Source organism: Treponema sp. (genome assembly GCF_045641405.1).
Taxonomy (GTDB): domain Bacteria; phylum Spirochaetota; class Spirochaetia; order Treponematales; family Treponemataceae; genus Treponema_D.
The window spans coordinates 1-18,872 of record NZ_JAZUGX010000062.1 but is presented as its reverse complement, the minus strand read 5'-3'; the positions used below and the strand labels follow the sequence as shown (position 1 = coordinate 18,872).

Genomic DNA, 18,872 nt, shown 5'->3' with positions numbered 1-18,872 from the left:
GCATTAAATTAAAACGATTTATTTCTGGAGGAAATTAAAATGGCAGTAAGCAAGAAACAGCTTGTATTGGATACATTCGATAACAAAACAACAGAAAGGGTTCCTGTTGGATTCTGGTTCCACTTTGCAAAGGATGAGATGGCAGATGGCCTTGCTGATCCAAGCGTAATTGAGGCAAACATTAAGGGACACGAAAAATTCGTCAATTCTTTCAAACCTGATTTTGTAAAGCTCATGAGCGACGGTCTTTTCAACTATCCGAATGAGGCATTGAAGAACCTAAATTCGGCAAAGGATTTTGCAAACATAAAGCCACTTGATCCAAATCACGAATGGTTCAAGAAAAATGTGGAGCTTGTTAAAAAGCAGATTTCACTTTTGCCTGAAGATGTTGCAACTTTCTACAATCTTTTTGCTCCATCAACGACAATTAAGATTGCCTTTGGGTTCTATGGTGCTGACAAGAAGTTTGCGGATTTCATCAAGGAAGATCCTGAAGCTGTTGCCGCAGGACTCAATGTGATTGCTGATGACATTGCGAAGGTTGCAAGAAGCGTAATAAAGGAAGGCGGTGCTACAGGTATTTACTTGAGTGTTCAGTCAATTCAGGATTGGAGAATTGGAGAAGACCTTTACAAGAAGGTTATTGCCCCTGCAGAAAAGAAGATCCTTGAGGCTGCAAAGGCAGAAAGCGAATACAACATTCTTCATGTCTGCGGATACGAAGGCAGTCGCAACAAGCTTGAATGGTTCAAGGATTATCCGGCAAAGGCAGTCAACTGGGCCGCAGTTGTTGAGAAGGTACCTCTTTCAGAAGGAAAGAAGATTTTTGAAGGCAAGGCAGTTATCGGCGGTTTCGGCAACACTGTAAACGACCTGCTCTACAAGGGAACAAAGGAAGATATTCAGGCGGAAGCAAAGAAGCTTATCGCAGAAGCAGGCAGAACTGGTGTAATTCTTGGTGCTGACTGTACTGTTCCAAGGGACGTTTCTCTTGACCATCTTGAATGGGTTCGTGAAGCGGCAGAATAAATTGCAGGACGGAGAGAGTAAATAAAACTTTTTTAAGGAGAATAATTATGAAAAAGATTGCTGAAAATATTGTATTTGGTTTGGTTGCCGTAGCAGCATTGGCATTGTTTGCTTCATGCTCAGGAAAGAAATCTTCCGGGGCAAGAAAGATTCAGGTTGCACATACAAACTACTATGTGCCTTATGACTTTGTTGATGAAAAAGGAAATTCAGACGGCTTTGAAGTTGCAGTCCTTAGGGAAATTGATGCACTTCTTCCACAGTATGAATTTGTTTTCCACGGCGTTTCTGATGATGAACTTCTCATCGGCGTTCAGACTGGAAAGTATCAGGTAGGAACAAAGGGAGTATGGAAGACGGAAGAAAGAAAGACAAAGTACATCTTCCCTGAAAATCCTATCGGTGCAAGCATCATCGGCATCACTTTCAGAAAGGCTGATGAAGATAAAATCAAGGATCTTGAATCCTTCGCTTCAATCGGTGGAAAGCTTGTTCCAATCGCACCTCAGAATGCCCAGTACAATGTTGTTGTTGAATACAACAATGCGCATCCTGACAATCAGGTAAAGCTTCTTCCGTCTGAATCATTCGTTCTTTCCGATGCCTACAGCTGGGTTCTTGAAGGAAGATACGACGGCTTCTTTGACATCAAGCTTGCCTATGAAAACAACATCAAGAATGAGGATGCACCATACCACAAGTTTGCAAAAGATCTTGCCTATGTTCCACACAAGGGAATTCCAACATGGCCATTGTTCAACAAGGGTGAGCAGGAATTTGCTGATGCCTATGACGGCGCAATCAAGATTCTTAAAGAAAACGGAAAGCTCAGCGAACTTTCAAACAAGTACTTCGGTGAGGATGTGTTCACATTCATAACTGACTAAAAATGGTTTCAGGCCTGCTGGATTCAGCGGGTCTGTTTTTTAACTGAATAGAAAAAGGGATTTGATGAAATGGAAAGCAGAATTTTTTATCCATCTTATATTCTAACGGCATTCAAAAAACTCCTACCGTTTTTGGGAATGACCTTCGGCATTGTACTCGGAACCATTGTGATTGCATTGCTTCTTTCCATTCTCATCGTGAAGGGAAGGCTCAGCAAAAACAAGGTTGCCGTAAAGATTGCCTCAGGCTATGTTGGTGCCTTGCGCTGTACGCCTTCAATCGTACTGCTTTTTATCGTGTTCTACGGTCTTCCAAGACTCTTCCTTGCTTTTGGAATTGACCTGAACTTCTGGCCAAAGGCTTTTTTTGTAATCGTTGCACTTTCACTTTTGTATGCCGCATCCCTGAGTGAAGTGATTCGTTCCGCCTATCTTGCAGTTGGCAAGGGACAGTATGAAGCGGCAGTAAGCGTAGGACTGACTGAATTCCAGGCAATCAGGAGAATCGTTTTTCCACAGGCCTTTGTAGTTGCCCTGCCTAATCTTGGAAACAGCCTTGTGTCGCTTCTTAAGGAAGGGTCACTTGCATATACAATCGGACTTATAGACGTCATGGGCGCCGGAAACCTTTTGATTTCAAGAAACATGGGAGCCTATGCCATAGAGACATATGTTGCCCTTGCGCTGATCTATTGGATCACTACGATAATTCTTGAAAATCTTTTCAAATTCCTTGAGAAGAAATTTTCAGTTGGGAGGGAAGTAAAATGATAGACTTTCATTTCTTGATAAAAACATTCTGGCTGTCCATAAGGGCAATACCGGTTACTCTGGAAATCACTGTCGTTTCACTTCTTCTTGCGGTGGTTCCAGCTTTGATAATCGCTCTGGTAAGAATCAAAAAAATAAAGGTGCTTTCACAGCTTGGTGCAGTCTATGTTTCCTTCATAAGGGGAACTCCTGTGGTCCTTCAGATTCTTGTGATCTACAGTTTGATTCCAAGCCTGCTTAATGTGGTGATTCAGAAGACGGGCAGCAGCTTCAATGTTTTTGAGCTTAATCCCATCATCTATGCCTTCATCGTGTTTGCTTTGAATTCCACGGCAACTTTGTCGGAAGTTTTCCGTTCGGCACTTCAGACGGTTCACAAGGGACAGATGGAAGCGGCATTGAGCATCGGTCTTACAAAGTTCCAGGCATTCAGAAGAATTCTGTTTCCGCAGGCATTTAATTCCGCCCTGCCAAACATCTGCAACCTGACTGTGGGACTCATAAAGAATACTTCACTTGCTTTCATGATGACGGTCAAGGACATTACGGCAGTTGCAAAAATCGAGGCGGCATACGGATACAACTACATCGAGGCATATCTTGATATCTTTGTGGTTTATCTTATTGTCTGCTCTGTGGTTCAGGTTCTGTTCAAGTTCACTGAGAAAAAATTTGAGTTCAAGGGAACAAAGAAAACAAGGGCTTCAAAAGCTGAAGCGCTTTAACGGGGGAAAGAAAAATGCTTAAGATAACAGGAATAAAAAAATCATTCGGAAAGACGGAAGTGCTTAAGGGCGTTGATATTACTGTAAATAAGGGAGATGTTGTTGCAGTTCTTGGACCATCAGGAAGCGGAAAGACAACAATGCTCCGCTGTATAAATTTTCTTGAGACTGCTGATTCCGGAGAACTTGAATTTGATGAGATCAAGACTTCATTGAATTCCGCATCAAAGAAAACCATCAACGACATAAGAAAAAAGACTGCCTTTGTTTTTCAGAACTACAATCTGTTCAACAACAAGACGGCTTTGGAAAATGTAATGGAAGGTCTTGTAATTGCAAGAAAGGTTCCGGTCAAGGAAGCAGAAGAAATTGCAAAGAAAGCTCTTGATAAGGTTGGATTAAGCCACAGGTACGACTACTATCCTGCAAGCCTTTCCGGTGGTCAGCAACAGCGCGTTGGGATTGCCCGTGCCATTGCCGTAAATCCTGACGTAATCCTTTTTGACGAACCTACAAGCGCATTGGATCCGGAACTCATCAACGAAGTTCTTTCAGTAATGAGAAAGCTTGCAAAAGAAGGAACAACAATGATTGTCGTTACTCATGAAATGAGTTTTGCCCAGGATGTTGCAAACCACGTCATCTTCATGGACAAGGGCGTAATCGTAGAGGAAGGTAATCCAAGGGATTTCTTCTCTCATCCAAAGGAAGACCGTACAAAGCAGTTCCTCAAGCGTGTACTTCCTGTTGATGATTATGTAATCTGATTTGCTGGCGGGAGGTTTCTATGGATTTGGGATTCAAAGGTAAAGTTGCAGTCGTTACAGGCGCAAGCAAGGGAATCGGTTATGCCGTAGCAAAGGAATTCCTTAAGGAAGGTGCCAGCGTGGTAATTTCCGCAAGAAATGAAGACGGTGTAAAAAAGGCTGTTGGTGAACTTTCTGAATTTGGAAATGTTTATGGATATGCCATTGATGGGAATTCTCAGGAGAACATGAACATTCTTGCGGAAAAGGCAGCATCCATTACAGGTTCAATAGATGCCTGGGTAAACAACATCGGCACAAACAAAAAGCGCAGTGGAAAGTTCTATACTGAAGATGAACTCGATCATATTATTTCCACCTGCTACAAGTCATGCGTCTATGGCTGTCAGGCCGTTTTCCCATACATGAAGGAAAATGGTGGAGCCATAGTCAACATTTCTTCCCTTGCGTCCCATGCGGCAACTGCAATCCGTTCAAACATTTATGCCTCAATGAAGGCTACGGTCAACGGATATACAAGAACTGTTGCAAGCGAGTACGCTCCATATAACATTCGCGTCAATGCGGTTCTTCCGGGGTACACGGAAACTCCTCTGCTCATGGGCGGATTTTCACAGAATCAGCTAAATGAACTTCTTAGAAACAATATTCTTGGTCGCCTTGCACAGCCTGAAGAAATCGCAAAGCCTGTCGTGTTCCTTTCAAGCCCAGGGGCAAGCTACATAACCGCTTCGGAAATCGAGGTTACGGGTGGCCATGTAAAGGTTCTTAACGCCTGGGAATCTTTTGAGCAGATATAAAAAAATACAAATACCTATTGACTTTGTAGGTTAATCGCCGTATCATCCAATTATCTAAACCTACTAACTTAGTAGGAATTAAAATTGGATATGCGTATGGAAAACATAATTGAATTAAAGAACATCTACAAAACGTTCCAGCAAAACGGAAAAACATTTAACGCCGTAGAGGATGCAACCGTCTCCATCAGAAAAGGTGAAATCTACGGAATCATAGGTTTTTCTGGCGCTGGAAAATCTACACTGGTCAGAACCATAAATCTGCTGGGGCGTCCTACAGCTGGAACGGTTACTGTAAAGGAAAAAGATTTCCTTGCCCTTTCCGCAAAGGAACTTAGGGAAGAGCGCAAGAAGATTGGAATGATCTTTCAGCACTTTAACCTTATGCCAAGCCGTACAGTCTTTGACAATGTTGCTTTCCCTTTGAAAGGTTCGGGACTTTCAAAAACACAGATTTCAGAAAAAGTTCACGAACTTCTTGATCTTGTTGAAATTGGCGACAAGGAAAAAAATTATCCATCCCAGCTAAGCGGCGGTCAGAAGCAGCGTGTTGCCATTGCCCGTGCCCTTGCAAATGATCCGGACATCCTTTTGTGTGACGAAGCAACTTCTGCTCTTGATCCTACGACAACAAAGGCAATTCTTTCTCTTTTGAAAAAACTCAACAAGCAGCTTGGTCTTACCATCGTCATAATTACCCATCAGATGGAAGTCATAAAATCAATTTGTGATCATGTTGCCGTAATGGAGCATGGCAAAATTGTTGAGCAGGGTGAAGTTTTCAGTATCTTTGCAAATCCTCAGAATGAAGTTACAAGGCGGTTCATCAGATCAACTTCAAGCCTTACAAAAATCGAAGACCTGATAAAGGAAGACAGTCCTGTGGTTCATCTGGAAAAAGGCGAAAGGCTGGTGCGTTTTACCTACATTCAGAAAAATGTCAGCGAGCCTTTGATTTCCGCAACTTCTAGAATCTACGACATAACCATGAACATCATCTTTGCGGAAATTGAAATCGTTCAGGATGCTCCTATAGGCGGAACAGTTGCAATCATAAGCGGTCAGCCGGAAGCAATTGACCGTGCCCTGGAACACATCAGGGGAGAAAACGTTGGAGTTGAAGTTTTAAAGGAGGCAAACTAAATGTTGGAAATCATACAGAAAATCATACCTAATGTAACATCTCATCCTGAAAGGTTTTTTAATGGCCTTCTTGAAACTTTTGTAATGACCTTGTGGTCTGGTGCCATAAGTTTTGCCATCGGAATTGTTTTTGGAATTATCCTTACGGTTACAAAAAAAGACGGAGTTCTTGAAAACAAAGTTGTCTTTCAGTTTTTGGACAAGGCGATAAACCTGTTCCGTTCCGTGCCATTCATCATTCTGCTTACAGGTGTAATGCCATTGAGCCGTTTGATAATGGGAACTGCCATCGGGGTCAAGGGTGCCATTGTTCCTCTGGTATTTGGAACGGTGCCTTTCTTTAGCCGCCAGATAGAAGCTGCCCTTGCTGAAGTGGATGGTGGACTTGTGGAAGCCGCATTGAGCATGGGCCTTTCTCCGGTGGATATCATCTTCAGGGTGTATCTTAAGGAAAGTGTAGGTCCAATCGTCAGAGGCACCATGATTACAACTGTTAGCCTTATTGGTCTTACTGCCATGGCAGGGGCTGTCGGTGCGGGTGGTCTTGGAAACTATGCCATCATGTACGGTCACGACAGGAACCAGCTTGATGTTACTTGGGTGACAATTGTAGTACTTGTAATTTGTGTGAACCTCATTCAGTGGGGCGGAAATAAAATTGTAAAAGGAGCAAAAAAATGAGTTTGAACAGAAGAAAAATCGGAATCATCGGTGCAGGTCACGTTGGAAGTCATGCAGGATACGCCTTGATAAGCCAGGGGCTTGTAGAAGAAATTGTTTATATTGATGTGGATCAGAAGAAGGCTGAAGCACAGGCCCTTGACCTCTATGATTCGTCAACCTACCTTACAAAACATGTCAATGTATATGCCGGAAACTACAACGACATAAAAGATGCTGACATCCTCGTCATTGCCGCAGGTCCTCTTCCTGATATGGCTGCAGGTCAGACTGACAGGCAGCAGACCCTTGGTGCCACAGTAGCAATACTAAAGGATATTATTCCGCAGATAAAGGCAAGCGGATTCAACGGTATCATCGTAAACATTTCAAATCCTGCCGATGTTGTTACCCACTACCTGCAGGAAAAACTTGGTTGGGATCCTCAGCGCATTTTTTCAACTTCAACAACACTGGACAGCGCAAGACTCCGCCGTGCAATCAGCGAAGCAACGGGATATGATCAGAAATCAATCGTTGCCTATGCCCTTGGAGAGCACGGAGAAAGCCAGATGGTTCCGTGGAGCACCGTATCTGTTGCGGGAAAATCACTTCTCAAGCTGATGAAGGATCAGAGTGAAAGGTTTGGAAATCTTGACCTTGAAGGAATTGCAGCCAAAGGAAAAGGCGCAGGCTGGATAATTCTTGGCGGAAAGGGAAGCACTGAATTCGGAATCGGCGCAAGCATTGCTCAGGTGGTTCAGGCTGTCTATGGCGATGAAGACCGCATTCTTCCGGTTTCAACTTTGCTTAACGGCCAGTACGGACAGAAAGATGTCTATGCTTCCGTTCCATGCCGTCTTAACAATAAGGGAATCGCAGAAGTAATTGAGCTTGATTTGACGGAAGAAGAACTTAAGAAGTTTGCTGCCAGCTGTGAGACAATGACTGCAAACTACAAAAAAGCATTGAGCCTGTAGATAAAAAAAGGAGGGAGCATGTCTTCGTTGAAATTAAGATATCTTTTCAAAGATCCGCACAGCTTGAAGAAAGGCATTCTTCCTGATTATACGAGCCTTGATTTTGTAAGCAACGGCAGCCACATTTACGGAGAGATCATGTGGCCGTCTCAGGATTTTCCAAAGCCACATCCATGTGTGATCATGCTTCACGGTTATCCTGGATCTGCACGCAATGACGACATTTCCCATGCCCTTTGCCGTGCAGGTTGTGTCGTTCTTGTTCCACATCACCGCGGTGCCTGGGGAAGCCAGGGAAAATATCTTGTAACCCATTGTGTGGAAGATGCATGCAATCTTGCGGAATATGCCCATTCAAAGGAGTTCACGGAAAACTACAACGTTGACCCGGACAGCATTTTTCTTCTGGGACACAGTATGGGCGGAAATTCTGCCCTGAATGCGGGAAAGAAACTGTCATGGCTCCGTGGAATCATCATGCTTGCACCATACGATCCGACCTGTCTTTTGCCGGAAGGAAAGGAAGCCTATCTTGAAGCTTTGCTGAATGAAGGAAAGATTTTGAATTCAGACGGAACGGATGCCATCTATGAAGACATACTTTCCAATCAGGATGAGCTGCGTTTTGAAAATGCCTTTGACGGTGTAAAGGATAAAAACATTCTGATTTTTGCCGCTAAGTATGATTCGGTTTCAATCAATGACAGGATGATAGGTCCCTTGTGGAACAGGTTGAAAGCCCATGAAACAAAGGCAGTCCAGAAGCTTGTGGAATATCCGACGGAACACGGATTGCTTGGCCGCAGGATTTCAGTAATCAGGGACATCGGCCGGTTCATAAAAAATCGCAGAAATAATTTATAAACCTATTGACTAAATAGGAGTTAAAAAGTATAACTGACTTAGCTTTAATTCCTATTAGTTTGCTAGGTAATACCTGAAGGAGGTGCATGAAATGAAGTTCTATTTTGAAAAATTAGTGCGTGAAAATTTCCGAAATGGAGTCATGCGCCTCTGTGTATTCTTCTAATGCAATGTCACCAGGTGTTTTGAATTTGGGTCTGCAGTTTGGCAGGCCCGGTAAACACCGCAGAGAGGGTAGCGGAAGACAGCGTAGCTGGCTGAAGCGAGGGGGAGACTTCCCCCTTCAAAATACACATAAAAGGAAATTACCATCATGAAAAAAATAATCACATCAATTCTTGCTGCAGCTGCAGTTTTCGGTTTTGTATCTTGCAATAAGTCTTCGGGAAAATCTTCTGAAGTCGTAGTTAAACTTGGCGTAACTGGATCAGTCTATGAAGACTTGTGGGAACCTGCACAGAAGGCTCTAAAGGAACAGGGAATCAACCTTAAGATCGTTCAGTTCACAGATTATGTAACACCAAACAATGCACTTGCCAACGGTGAAATCGATTTGAACGGATTCCAGCACCGCATTTTCTTTGCAACTGAAATCAAGAACAAGGGATATGACATCAGCCTTATTGGAAATACATTCCTTACACCGCTTAACGTTTATTCAAACAAGATAAAATCAATTGACGAACTTAAGGATGGTGACGTTGTTGCAATTCCAAACGATGTTACAAATGGTGGACGCGCAATCAAGGTTCTTGAATCTGCAGGACTCATCACATTGAAGGAAGATGCAGGCTTCAATCCTACTGTAAATGATATTGTTGGAAATCCAAAAAACATTGTGATTAAGGAACTTGCAGCAAATACAATTCCTTCCGCTTTGAATGATGTTACTGCAGCTGCCATCAACGGAAACTATGCCCTTGATTTCAACATCGATCCTAAGACAGCAATCGTAAAGGACACTCTGGAAGACAAGGAATACTGGAACCTTATTGCCGCACGCACTGCTGACCTGAAGGATAAGGAAAAGGTTGCCGTGTATGACAAGATTGTAAAAGCTTACCAGTCGGCAGCAACGGAAGACGTTTACAACAACAAGTTCAGCGGATACTACATCAAGACCGGCTGGGGAATTGATGAGCTTGAACAGTATAAATAAACGGACAATCAATATTCTTAAATAAATTGCTGGCATCTTCTGGATGCCAGTTTTTGCATATGGACCTGCAGTTTCTTGCAGTCGTCTGTTTGGGAAAATCACATGTACGACATAAAAGAACTTTCAAAAATTATTGGTGATGATGATCGCGTCATCTATGGTGATGGAATTGAACACAAATATCTTTCGGATACTTTGGGACGAAAAAAAGGTTCCGCCAGTGCCCTTGTTTTTGCAAGGTCCACGGAAGAAGTCAGCGCCGTCCTTAAGTTTGCCAATGAAAATGATATTCCGGTAACGCCAAGAGGTGCCGGTACCAACCTTGTCGGTTCTACCGTTCCGCACAATGGAGCAATCATCCTTGACCTTTCCCTCATGAACCGCATACTTGAAGTTGACGCTGAAAACTTTACCGCAACTGTGGAACCTGGAGTAATTCTTCAGGACTTTCAGAAGCATGTTGAAAGCCTTGGACTTTTCTATCCTCCTGATCCGGGTGAAAAACTTGCATCCATCGGTGGAAACATCAGCACCAACGCAGGCGGAATGCGCGCCGTAAAGTACGGTGTTACAAGGGATTATGTAATGGGCCTTGAACTTGTTCTTGCCGACGGAACGGTTGTCTGGACTGGATCAAAGAACCGCAAGGATACAACTGGACTCGACATCAAGAACATGGTGGTTGGCAGCGAAGGAACACTGGCAGTAATCACCAAATGCCTTTTGAAACTGATCGGCAAACCTGAGTTTTCAAAATCCCTTTTGATCTGCTTTGGTTCGCTCAAGTCAGGAATAGAAGCTGTTCCGGTTATCCTTAAGAAAAACCTTAATCCTACGGCAGTTGAGTTCATCGAAAGAAAGGTTGTTGCCCTTGGTGAAAAATTCCTTGGCCTGGAATTTCCGGACAGGGAAAGTGAAGCCTATCTTCTTTTGACTTTTGATGGTGCAAAGGATGAGATTGAAAACAATATTGCTCTGCTTAAGGAGACTGTAAAAGATGTTTCAGGCAAGGTCATTGTTCTTGATGATCCGGAACTTAGTGCCAATGTATGGAAAATCAGGGGCTGCCTTGTGAAAGCCGTTGAAGCAACAAGCGAGCAGGAACCTTTGGACATTGTTGTTCCGATCAATCAGATAGATAGGTTCGTCAACTATGTCAATGAACTTGAGTCTGAAAGCAAAATGCAGATGATAAGTTTTGGCCATGCAGGAGACGGAAACGTTCACCTTTGTGTTGTTCGCGGCGACCGTGATGAAGAAACCTGGGAAAAGGAACTTCACGCAAATCTTGAAAAACTTTATGCAAAGGCGCACAATCTTGGTGGACTCATAAGCGGCGAGCACGGAATCGGGGTAAGCAAAAGGGACTTCTTCTTCAGTGAAATTCCCGCCGCAAACGTGGCCCTTATGAACAGCATAAAGAATGCCTTTGATCCCAAAAGGATTTTAAACCAAGGTATCAGCTATACGAAATGAAGCGAAAGTTTCCCTTTACGGACAGCAAATGTTTTTATAAAAATACGGGAAGGAAGGCAGAGACTGACAAAAACACTCGCAGGGCGGAACAATAGTTTCCTTGCCGGCCTGCGCGTGTAGCGACGCTAGCTAGCGGTTTTGGCAGGAACGGACTGACTGGCAGTATTTTTATAATGATATATGTTTTATCCGTGAGTGGATATTCTTGAAATGAAAAGACTATTGGCAGGAAAAAGAAAATGAAACCATTATCACACAGAACAGCAACTTTCACCGACAGTGTAATCCGCAGAATGACCCGCATCTCAAATCAGTATGGTGCCGTAAACTTAAGCCAGGGATTTCCTGATTTTGAACCGCCAAGACCGATTCTTGACCGTCTTGCGGAAGTAACAAAAGAAAACTTCCATCAGTATTCGCTTACATGGGGTGCCCAGAATTTCCGTGAGGCACTTGCAGAAAAGCAGTCAAAACTCATGGGGCTGAACATCAATCCAAACGAAGAAATCGTTGTAACCTGCGGTGGAACGGAAGCAATGATGGCTGCCATGATGACAATATGCAATCCTGGCGACAAGGTTGCAATCTTCAGTCCCTTCTATGAAAACTATGGTGCAGATACGATTTTAAGCGGAGCGGAACCTATCTATATTCCTCTTGTTCCTCCAAGCTATACTTTTGATGCAAACTTGATTGAAGATGCATTCAAGGCAGGTGCCAAAGCTCTTATTCTTTGCAATCCGTCAAACCCTTGCGGAAAAGTATTTACCCTTGAAGAGATGACTGTCATTGCCGATCTTGCAAAGAAATATGATGCATACATTGTGACGGACGAAGTTTATGAGCATATAATCTACGCACCACACAAAATGGTGTACATGGCTTCACTTCCCGGAATGCGTGAGCGAACCATTGTGTGCGGTTCACTTTCAAAGACCTATTCTTTGACCGGATGGCGCCTTGGATATACAATTGCTCCTGCAGAAATCACGGAACGCATCAAGAAAGTACATGACTTTTTGACGGTAGGTGCTGCTGCTCCACTTCAGGAGGCTATGGTTACAGGATTGAAATTCGGTCAGGATTATTACGACGAACTTACGGCAAAGTATACCCACCTTAGGGATCTGATGGTAAAGGGACTTGATGACATCGGTCTTGTACACAATGTTCCTGAGGGAGCCTATTACATCATGATTGACTTTAGTCAGCAGATGAAAAAACTTGGTGTTGAAAGTGACCTTGAATTTGGAGAAATCCTCGCACGCGATGTTGGAGTCGGAATGGTTCCAGGTTCAAGCTTTTTCAAAGAGCCTGTAAATGATTACCTCAGGATTCACTTTGCAAAAAAAGATGAAACGTTGAATGCTGCCCTCGAGCGCCTTGCGGACATAAATAAGAAACTGAAGATTTAGTGCTTTAAGAATGGTCAGGACTACATCAAGTCTTTGACTGTTCTTCCCTTGAAAAAATCAAAAATCATCTTGTTGAAATCCTTCCACATCGGAAGGGTTTTGCATTTTGATTCGCTGTCGCATTTTGGAGCGCCATCATCAAGGCATGCAACGACGGAAAGGGTTCCTTCTGTGACAACGAGAATTTCATAGATGGTGTATTCTTCAGGCTTTCTGATCAATGAATAGCCGCCGCCTTTGCCACTTACGCCTTTTACGAGTCCTGCCGTTACGAGCATTTTTACGATGCTTTCAAGATACTTCTTGGAAATGTTCTGCCTCTGTGCAATTGAATCAAGTGAAACAGGTTTGTCGGAATTCTGTTCCGCAAGGTCGATCATCAGTCTGATTGCATATCTTCCTTTTGTTGAAATCATAGGTACCTCTTATAACTGAGTATAGGAAAAGAATGAAAAAAAATCAATAAATCCTATTGACATAGTGGGGAGGTAGGTATATCTTGTAACTATTAAAACCTAGTATAATGATAGGAATAAACAGTTTGAAGTCATTGCAGACCTTGAAAATGGATTTTCTGCAATCAAATAAGTATACTAAGTAAAGGAGCAAAAATTATGAGTGAAGTAAAATCAAGTGCATTGGATTTGATCGGTGAAACACCGGTGGTAGACATTTCAAGATATACAAAGGCAGCAGGCATTGAAGGCGTAAAGATCATCGCCAAGCTTGAATACCTTAATCCGGCCGGATCTGTAAAGGACAGGGTTGCCCTTTCAATGATCGAAGACGCAGAGGCTAAGGGAATATTAAAGCCTGGTGCAACAATCATCGAGCCTACATCCGGAAATACTGGAATCGGTCTTGCATCAGTTGCAGCCGCAAAGGGATATAAGGCAATCCTTACTTTGCCTGACACGATGAGCGTTGAACGCAGAAATCTTCTTAAGGCATACGGTGCAGAAATTGTTCTTACAGAAGGTGCCAAGGGAATGAAGGGTTCCATTGAAAAGGCTGAGGAACTTAAGAATGAAATTCCTGGAAGCGTGATCCTTGGCCAGTTTGTAAATCCTGCAAACCCTGCGATCCATAAGAAGACTACAGGACCTGAACTTTACAGGCAGCTTGATGGAAAAATTGATTTCTTTGTTGCCGGTGTCGGAACTGGCGGAACTGTCAGCGGAACAGGCGAATACCTTAAGGAAAAAATTCCTGGAGTAAAGATTGTTGCCGTAGAACCTGCCACAAGCCCTGTGCTTTCAAAGGGAACTGCAGGTCCACACAAGATCCAGGGAATCGGTGCAGGCTTTGTTCCAGATACTTTGAATACAAAGGTGTATGATGAAGTAATTGCAATTGAAAATGATGATTCATTTGTAGAAGGAAGACGCTTTGCACATACGGAAGGTGTTCTCGTTGGAATCTCTTCTGGTGCCGCACTCAAGGCCGCAACTATCATTGCTTCACGCCCTGAAAACAAGGGAAAGACAATCGTAGTTCTTCTTCCAGATTCTGGAGATAGATATCTTTCAACACCATTGTTTGCAGACTAGAATAATATAACCTCATATAAAGATTAAAGGCTGTCCACTGGAAAAGAAATCCGGCGGGCAGCCTTTTTGTTTTATTGACCTTCTAATCTTTCCTTCTGCTTATGATGATGTATACAAGTACGCAGATGATGACAGAAGCAAAAGATCCTATAGGCGCCGCAAGTCCCATGGGTGTCAATGTTTCAGGCCAGAATCTTGATGCAATCCAAGCACCAGGAATACGGAAGAAAATTACTGAAATTGAATTGTGCATGAACGATATGATGGATTTTCCCATTGCACAAAAATATCCGCTGAAGCAGAAATGGATTGCGGCAAAGAAACAGTCGGTTACATAAGCCCGTAAGTACTGAGTTCCAAGAATTTGTACTGTCTCATCTGAAGTAAAAAGTTTAACTGTAGGTCCAGACAAGAACTGGAATATGACTGCAAAAAACAGACCCATGCCTGAAGCTATAAGGATTCCGTCCCACAATGTTTTTCTTGCCCTGTCCTTAAGCCCGGCACCAATGTTCTGTGCTGCGATGGCACTGATTGTTGAAAGCATTGCCGATGGAATGAGGAACAGGAAGCAGATTATTTTTTCAACAATTCCAACTGCGGCTGAAACTTCTACTCCACGGCTGTTTGCAATGGCAGTGATTACAATGAAGGAAATCTGAATGAATCCATCCTGGCATGAAACTGGAACTCCGATTTTTAGAATTGAACTCATTATTTCTGAACTGATTTTCAAATCAGTTTTTTTAAGCGTGAGGCCATTTTTGCTTTTGAACATATTGAACAGACCGAATGCAACACTTACTGCCTGTGCGATTACTGTTGCAATGGCGGCCCCTTGGGAACCCATTTTCAAATTGCCCATGAAGACAAAATCCAGAATGATGTTTATGGAACAAGCGATCATCACAAAATACATTGGACTTTTTGAGTCGCCCATTCCGCGGTAGATTGAAGCGATTACATTGTATGCAATGATGAAAGGAATGCCCACAAAACAGATCCGAAGATATGAAACAGTCTGCTGCAGGCTTTCTGGTGGAGTCCGTATTGCTTTTGCTATTGGAACAGAAAGTGCCAGGAGAGTAAAAGTTGCAATCGCCGAAAAGATTATGAAAAGGGTGATGGTATTTCCAATGACCTTGGAAGACTGTTCTTTGTTTCTTGCTCCCACAGCCTGTCCGATCAAAACCGTAGCGCCCATTGCTAGCCCGGTGATCATTACTGTAAGCATGTGCATTACCTGGCTTCCAATAGAAACTGCTGAAATCACCTGTGCACCGTTGAATTGACCTGCAATGAATAAGTCTGCCATACCGTATAGGGTTTGTAAGAAATTAGAAAGTAAAAAAGGTAGTGAGAACAGAAGTATGTTTTTTAACACGCTACCCTGTGTAAGGTTCTTTTCCATGAATTAGTTATATCCGAAATATGAAAAAAAATCTCTCACCAAAACATCGTCTGACACAGAATGCAGTTCAAATATGCAGCGATTTCACCATGTTTTCCTGACATATGCCGTGAGTCAATTTGTTTTTTTTTTTTTATCATAACGAATAGTAGAAAAATAACTGGCAACATGTTATCATGGGCCCATGTTGACTAAAGTTTTATCAACGAATATCCTCATTTCCTCATTTCCTCATTTCCTCATTTGCTCATTTGCTCATGGGTAAATAGTCTTTCGTCAGCAAAATTATATTTATTAAATAATAAGGCACAGTTTTTTACGCAAAAAAATTTGCGTGAAAGACTGTGCCTTTTTTTGTTTAGGAGAAAAGATGAATATAAAAGATGGTAGCAAAGAAAATTTCAAACAGGATTTTTTTGACGGATTTTTCAATGAATTTACAAAATATCCATTTGGAAGTATGTCAAAACGGGATTTGGAATGTTTGATTTTTTCACTTATGGATGAGAATGGTCTTATTGAAGGAAGTAATAATCGTGACAAGGCTTACAATCTTGGCATAAATACAACCCGTCTGAATTCCTATATGGTTGATGCTAATGTGAAATTTGGAAAAAAAGCGGATGAAAATTCGATTACGGAAATGATTCTCAACAAACTGTTGTCAAATAGTGTTACTTATGAAGATAACTATTTTATCTTTGCGGAAGAGAATCCTGTTCTTCGGGAAGACTTCATTCAGGCAATGAAAAATAAGGGATACTACACGGATACAAGCCATAATAAGGAAATTATAAAAGTAAAAGCAGTTGCCATCTTAGATTTTTTAACAGAGTCAAAAGAAACTAAATTATTGAAGAGAATGAGTGATAAAGCGGATTTTGAAAATCAGAAATTGAAAGATTTTTTTATCAGTCAAAAAAGTTGGAAAGATATTGCAAAAGATGTTTTTGGAATACTAAAAGACTCAGAAGGTGATGCCATAAAATTGTTAACGGCAGCAGCTCAATATAGTTCGGAATTTGTAAAAGCAAAAAATAAATAAAATTCGGAGGAATATGATGAAAAGTATTTTGAAAAGAGTTGCAGGAGTTGCAATTGCAGCAGTTCTTGCATTGGGAATGTTAGGCTGTTCTAGTGGCAGCAATGATGATCCTGTTTTGCCACCAGCTTCAAACAAGGAAAATGTTGCAACCACAGCATTCAGCGTTGCATCAGGTGACGTTGCAAGCGGTACAAGTGTAACAATTACTTGTGCAACAGAAGGTGCAAAGATTTATTACACAACAGACGGCTCAGCACCAACAGCATCAAGCACAGAGTACACAGCTGCAATCAGTATAACAGAATCTGTGACAATTAAGGCAATTGCTGTAAAAGACGGAATGAACGATAGTGCAGTTGCTAGTGCAAGTTATACCATAAAAGCTGCTTCAAACAAGGAAACTGTTGCAACCCCAGCATTCAGTATTGCATCTGGTGAAGTTGTTAGCGGAACAACTGTAACAATTACTTGTACAACAGAAGGTGCAAAGATTTACTACACAACAGACAGTTCTGCACCAACAACAGCAAGCACAGCGTATACAGCTGCAATCAGCGTAACAGAAGCTGTAACAATCAAGGCAATTGCTGTAAAAGACGGAATGAATGACAGTGCAGTTGCAAGTGCAAGCTATACAATAAAAGTTCCAGCTGCAGCAGCAGATTTTGTTCTGCTTCCAGCAGGAGACTTCCAGATGGGAAGCAACCAGGGATATGATGACAACAAACCAGTTCATACTGTAACAATCAGCAAAGCATTCTATATGTGTGACCACGAAGTAACACAGGCAGAATATGAAGCAGTAATGGGAGAAGGTTCAAATCCAAGTTATTTTAAAACCAGAGCTGCTGCTGAAGGGGAAGTTCAGGAAAACCGTCCTGTAGAACAGGTAAGCTGGTATATGGCAATCGTATATTGTAACAAACGTTCTATTAAAGAAGGTTTGACACCATGCTACACAATCAGCGGAAAAACAGATCCAGCAGAATGGGGAACAATTCCAACTTCAAGCGATGCAACATGGAATGCAGTAGAATGCAACTGGACGGTAAACGGCTATCGCCTTCCAACAGAAGCAGAATGGGAATATGCTGCAAGGGCAGGGGACACAACAGTTGATTCCCTTACATGGAGCGGAACCAATGCAGAAACAAGTCTTGTTGAGTATGCATGGTATTCTTCATATGCAGGATATAAAACTCATGAAGTAAAGAAAAAGAGTGAAAATGCTAATAAACTTTATGATATGAGCGGAAACGTATTTGAATGGTGCTGGGACTGGTGGCCGGCAAGTGATAATTATTCTGCAGATGCAGCAACAGACCCTCGCGGCGACGCGTCGGGCTCCCGCCGCGTCTACCGTGGTGGTAGTTATAGTAACGGCTCGGACGAATGTGCCGTGTCTTACCATTACTACGACGACCCGATCAAACAGTCCTCTTTCCTGGGCTTCCGTGTTGTGCGCAACGCCAACTAACGTTGGCTAGGTCTGTAAGGAAATTATTTAACCACCTCCGCAGTCGCGGAGGTGCGAATCCAGCTCAATGAAAATCAGGGGCAGAGAGTTTCCCGTAATCCTCGCAGTATTTTTGTTAGAACCGGTTTAAACGAAATTGCAAAATGTGTAGTTTCGTTTAACTACAAGTTTACTTCGTAAACTTGCGATTTACTGTTCGCAAGTGTGCGAACGAATTAAAAATCCTCGAAAGTTGAAACTTTCTGCGGTTTTTAATTTAGCTGTAGCTTTTTCCTGCATAAGACGTGGTTTCGACAAGCGCACCCACCGCTGTGTAAATTTATAAGTCAGCCTTGTGCTGGTAGTATACAGTGTCTAGGACACGCGAACGCTTAAGGCTGACGCTTTTTTTTACGCTATGTCCGTAGAAAGTGTTGCTGCGCCGATTGAGCCTGTCGAAATCAAGCAATATCCACAAAATATGTGGTAGTTTCGAGAGCCTCAACCACCACATATCCTATAGCAATACAATTTCCGGATACAGCCTTTTTTTATATACAGAAGAAAAGTCAGAAAATTAGGGCAGCTCAGAGCTGCCTGCCGAGTTTAAAGCCTTGAAATTGCAAGGCTTTAAACATCGCATTTTTAAAGTTGTCTCTAAAAATTGCAATTTTTAGAGACTTCAATTAGATTGATTATTTGACGGAAAAAGGCTGTTGTGGTATATTAAA

18 protein-coding genes are annotated in these 18,872 nt (G+C 42.4%); 16 read left to right on the top strand and 2 right to left on the bottom strand.

What is annotated here, in order from left to right:
- Positions 1-39 precede the first annotated feature (39 nt).
- From ACKI39_RS09415 to ACKI39_RS09355, 13 genes are all read left to right on the top strand, one after another.
- Positions 40-1,032: a uroporphyrinogen decarboxylase family protein gene (locus ACKI39_RS09415; protein ID WP_407399899.1), complete on the top strand. Its 993-nt coding sequence runs from the start codon at positions 40-42 to the stop codon at positions 1,030-1,032.
- Positions 1,033-1,079: 47 nt separating this feature from the next.
- A complete protein-coding gene (locus ACKI39_RS09410) occupies positions 1,080-1,919 on the top strand; it encodes a transporter substrate-binding domain-containing protein (protein WP_318689899.1) in 840 nt (279 codons plus the stop codon).
- A gap of 69 nt (positions 1,920-1,988) precedes the next feature.
- Positions 1,989-2,690, top strand: coding sequence for an amino acid ABC transporter permease (locus ACKI39_RS09405; protein ID WP_318689898.1), 702 nt, complete (start codon positions 1,989-1,991; stop codon positions 2,688-2,690).
- Positions 2,687-3,415 (top strand): amino acid ABC transporter permease, encoded by a 729-nt coding sequence (locus tag ACKI39_RS09400; protein ID WP_407399896.1) that lies wholly within the window; start codon positions 2,687-2,689, stop codon positions 3,413-3,415. The genes ACKI39_RS09405 and ACKI39_RS09400 overlap by 4 nt, the downstream gene beginning before the upstream one ends.
- 14 nt (positions 3,416-3,429) lie before the next feature.
- The gene (locus ACKI39_RS09395; RefSeq protein ID WP_407399894.1) at positions 3,430-4,182 is read left to right on the top strand and encodes an amino acid ABC transporter ATP-binding protein; all 753 of its coding nucleotides are present in this window, start codon (positions 3,430-3,432) and stop codon (positions 4,180-4,182) included.
- 20 nt (positions 4,183-4,202) lie between these two features.
- The gene (locus ACKI39_RS09390) at positions 4,203-4,982 is read left to right on the top strand and encodes an SDR family NAD(P)-dependent oxidoreductase (protein ID WP_407399892.1); all 780 of its coding nucleotides are present in this window, start codon (positions 4,203-4,205) and stop codon (positions 4,980-4,982) included.
- 96 nt (positions 4,983-5,078) lie between these two features.
- On the top strand, positions 5,079-6,125 hold the full coding sequence (locus ACKI39_RS09385) for a methionine ABC transporter ATP-binding protein (RefSeq protein WP_407399890.1): 1,047 nt from the start codon (positions 5,079-5,081) through the stop codon (positions 6,123-6,125).
- Entirely contained in the window at positions 6,126-6,806 is a 681-nt protein-coding gene (locus tag ACKI39_RS09380; protein WP_407399888.1) for a methionine ABC transporter permease, read from the top strand.
- Positions 6,803-7,765, top strand: a complete 963-nt coding sequence (locus ACKI39_RS09375) for an L-lactate dehydrogenase (RefSeq protein ID WP_407399886.1) — start codon at positions 6,803-6,805, stop codon at positions 7,763-7,765. Before ACKI39_RS09380 ends, ACKI39_RS09375 begins: the two co-directional genes overlap by 4 nt.
- A gap of 18 nt (positions 7,766-7,783) precedes the next feature.
- Entirely contained in the window at positions 7,784-8,629 is an 846-nt protein-coding gene (locus ACKI39_RS09370) for an alpha/beta hydrolase family protein (protein ID WP_407399884.1), read from the top strand.
- A gap of 313 nt (positions 8,630-8,942) precedes the next feature.
- The gene (locus ACKI39_RS09365; RefSeq protein WP_407399882.1) at positions 8,943-9,788 is read left to right on the top strand and encodes a MetQ/NlpA family ABC transporter substrate-binding protein; all 846 of its coding nucleotides are present in this window, start codon (positions 8,943-8,945) and stop codon (positions 9,786-9,788) included.
- Between the two features lie 102 nt (positions 9,789-9,890).
- Complete coding sequence (locus ACKI39_RS09360) at positions 9,891-11,264, top strand: FAD-binding oxidoreductase (RefSeq protein ID WP_407399880.1); 1,374 nt, start codon at positions 9,891-9,893, stop codon at positions 11,262-11,264.
- 239 nt (positions 11,265-11,503) lie between these two features.
- Positions 11,504-12,679: a pyridoxal phosphate-dependent aminotransferase gene (locus ACKI39_RS09355; RefSeq protein ID WP_407399878.1), complete on the top strand. Its 1,176-nt coding sequence runs from the start codon at positions 11,504-11,506 to the stop codon at positions 12,677-12,679.
- A gap of 20 nt (positions 12,680-12,699) precedes the next feature.
- Here the strand turns inward: ACKI39_RS09355 and ACKI39_RS09350 are convergent, their stop codons facing one another.
- The gene (locus ACKI39_RS09350; protein ID WP_407399876.1) at positions 12,700-13,095 is read right to left on the bottom strand and encodes an RrF2 family transcriptional regulator; all 396 of its coding nucleotides are present in this window, start codon (positions 13,093-13,095) and stop codon (positions 12,700-12,702) included.
- Positions 13,096-13,293: 198 nt separating this feature from the next.
- Here ACKI39_RS09350 and cysK point away from each other — a divergent pair, with 198 nt between their 5' ends.
- Positions 13,294-14,229: a cysteine synthase A gene (gene cysK, locus ACKI39_RS09345; protein WP_407399874.1), complete on the top strand. Its 936-nt coding sequence runs from the start codon at positions 13,294-13,296 to the stop codon at positions 14,227-14,229.
- A gap of 82 nt (positions 14,230-14,311) precedes the next feature.
- Here cysK and ACKI39_RS09340 read toward each other — a convergent pair whose 3' ends face one another.
- The gene (locus tag ACKI39_RS09340) at positions 14,312-15,640 is read right to left on the bottom strand and encodes an MATE family efflux transporter (protein ID WP_407399872.1); all 1,329 of its coding nucleotides are present in this window, start codon (positions 15,638-15,640) and stop codon (positions 14,312-14,314) included.
- 370 nt (positions 15,641-16,010) lie between these two features.
- Between ACKI39_RS09340 and ACKI39_RS09335 the strand changes: the two genes are divergently transcribed.
- A complete protein-coding gene (locus ACKI39_RS09335; protein WP_407399871.1) occupies positions 16,011-16,685 on the top strand; it encodes a hypothetical protein in 675 nt (224 codons plus the stop codon).
- Positions 16,686-16,701: 16 nt separating this feature from the next.
- A complete protein-coding gene (locus ACKI39_RS09330; protein ID WP_407399870.1) occupies positions 16,702-18,162 on the top strand; it encodes a chitobiase/beta-hexosaminidase C-terminal domain-containing protein in 1,461 nt (486 codons plus the stop codon).
- Positions 18,163-18,872 lie beyond the last annotated feature (710 nt).

Excerpts from the sequence above, each read along its gene's own strand:
- ACKI39_RS09415 (WP_407399899.1), top strand. The coding sequence starts at position 40 with ATGGCAGTAAGCAAGAAACAGCTTGTATTGGATACATTCGATAACAAA.
- ACKI39_RS09410 (WP_318689899.1), top strand. The coding sequence starts at position 1,080 with ATGAAAAAGATTGCTGAAAATATTGTATTTGGTTTGGTTGCCGTAGCA.
- ACKI39_RS09405 (WP_318689898.1), top strand. The coding sequence starts at position 1,989 with ATGGAAAGCAGAATTTTTTATCCATCTTATATTCTAACGGCATTCAAA.
- ACKI39_RS09400 (WP_407399896.1), top strand. The coding sequence starts at position 2,687 with ATGATAGACTTTCATTTCTTGATAAAAACATTCTGGCTGTCCATAAGG.
- ACKI39_RS09395 (WP_407399894.1), top strand. The coding sequence starts at position 3,430 with ATGCTTAAGATAACAGGAATAAAAAAATCATTCGGAAAGACGGAAGTG.
- ACKI39_RS09390 (WP_407399892.1), top strand. The coding sequence starts at position 4,203 with ATGGATTTGGGATTCAAAGGTAAAGTTGCAGTCGTTACAGGCGCAAGC.
- ACKI39_RS09385 (WP_407399890.1), top strand. The coding sequence starts at position 5,079 with ATGGAAAACATAATTGAATTAAAGAACATCTACAAAACGTTCCAGCAA.
- ACKI39_RS09380 (WP_407399888.1), top strand. The coding sequence starts at position 6,126 with ATGTTGGAAATCATACAGAAAATCATACCTAATGTAACATCTCATCCT.
- ACKI39_RS09375 (WP_407399886.1), top strand. The coding sequence starts at position 6,803 with ATGAGTTTGAACAGAAGAAAAATCGGAATCATCGGTGCAGGTCACGTT.
- ACKI39_RS09370 (WP_407399884.1), top strand. The coding sequence starts at position 7,784 with ATGTCTTCGTTGAAATTAAGATATCTTTTCAAAGATCCGCACAGCTTG.
- ACKI39_RS09365 (WP_407399882.1), top strand. The coding sequence starts at position 8,943 with ATGAAAAAAATAATCACATCAATTCTTGCTGCAGCTGCAGTTTTCGGT.
- ACKI39_RS09360 (WP_407399880.1), top strand. The coding sequence starts at position 9,891 with ATGTACGACATAAAAGAACTTTCAAAAATTATTGGTGATGATGATCGC.
- ACKI39_RS09355 (WP_407399878.1), top strand. The coding sequence starts at position 11,504 with ATGAAACCATTATCACACAGAACAGCAACTTTCACCGACAGTGTAATC.
- ACKI39_RS09350 (WP_407399876.1), bottom strand. The coding sequence starts at position 13,095 with ATGATTTCAACAAAAGGAAGATATGCAATCAGACTGATGATCGACCTT.
- cysK (WP_407399874.1), top strand. The coding sequence starts at position 13,294 with ATGAGTGAAGTAAAATCAAGTGCATTGGATTTGATCGGTGAAACACCG.
- ACKI39_RS09340 (WP_407399872.1), bottom strand. The coding sequence starts at position 15,640 with ATGGAAAAGAACCTTACACAGGGTAGCGTGTTAAAAAACATACTTCTG.
- ACKI39_RS09335 (WP_407399871.1), top strand. The coding sequence starts at position 16,011 with ATGAATATAAAAGATGGTAGCAAAGAAAATTTCAAACAGGATTTTTTT.
- ACKI39_RS09330 (WP_407399870.1), top strand. The coding sequence starts at position 16,702 with ATGAAAAGTATTTTGAAAAGAGTTGCAGGAGTTGCAATTGCAGCAGTT.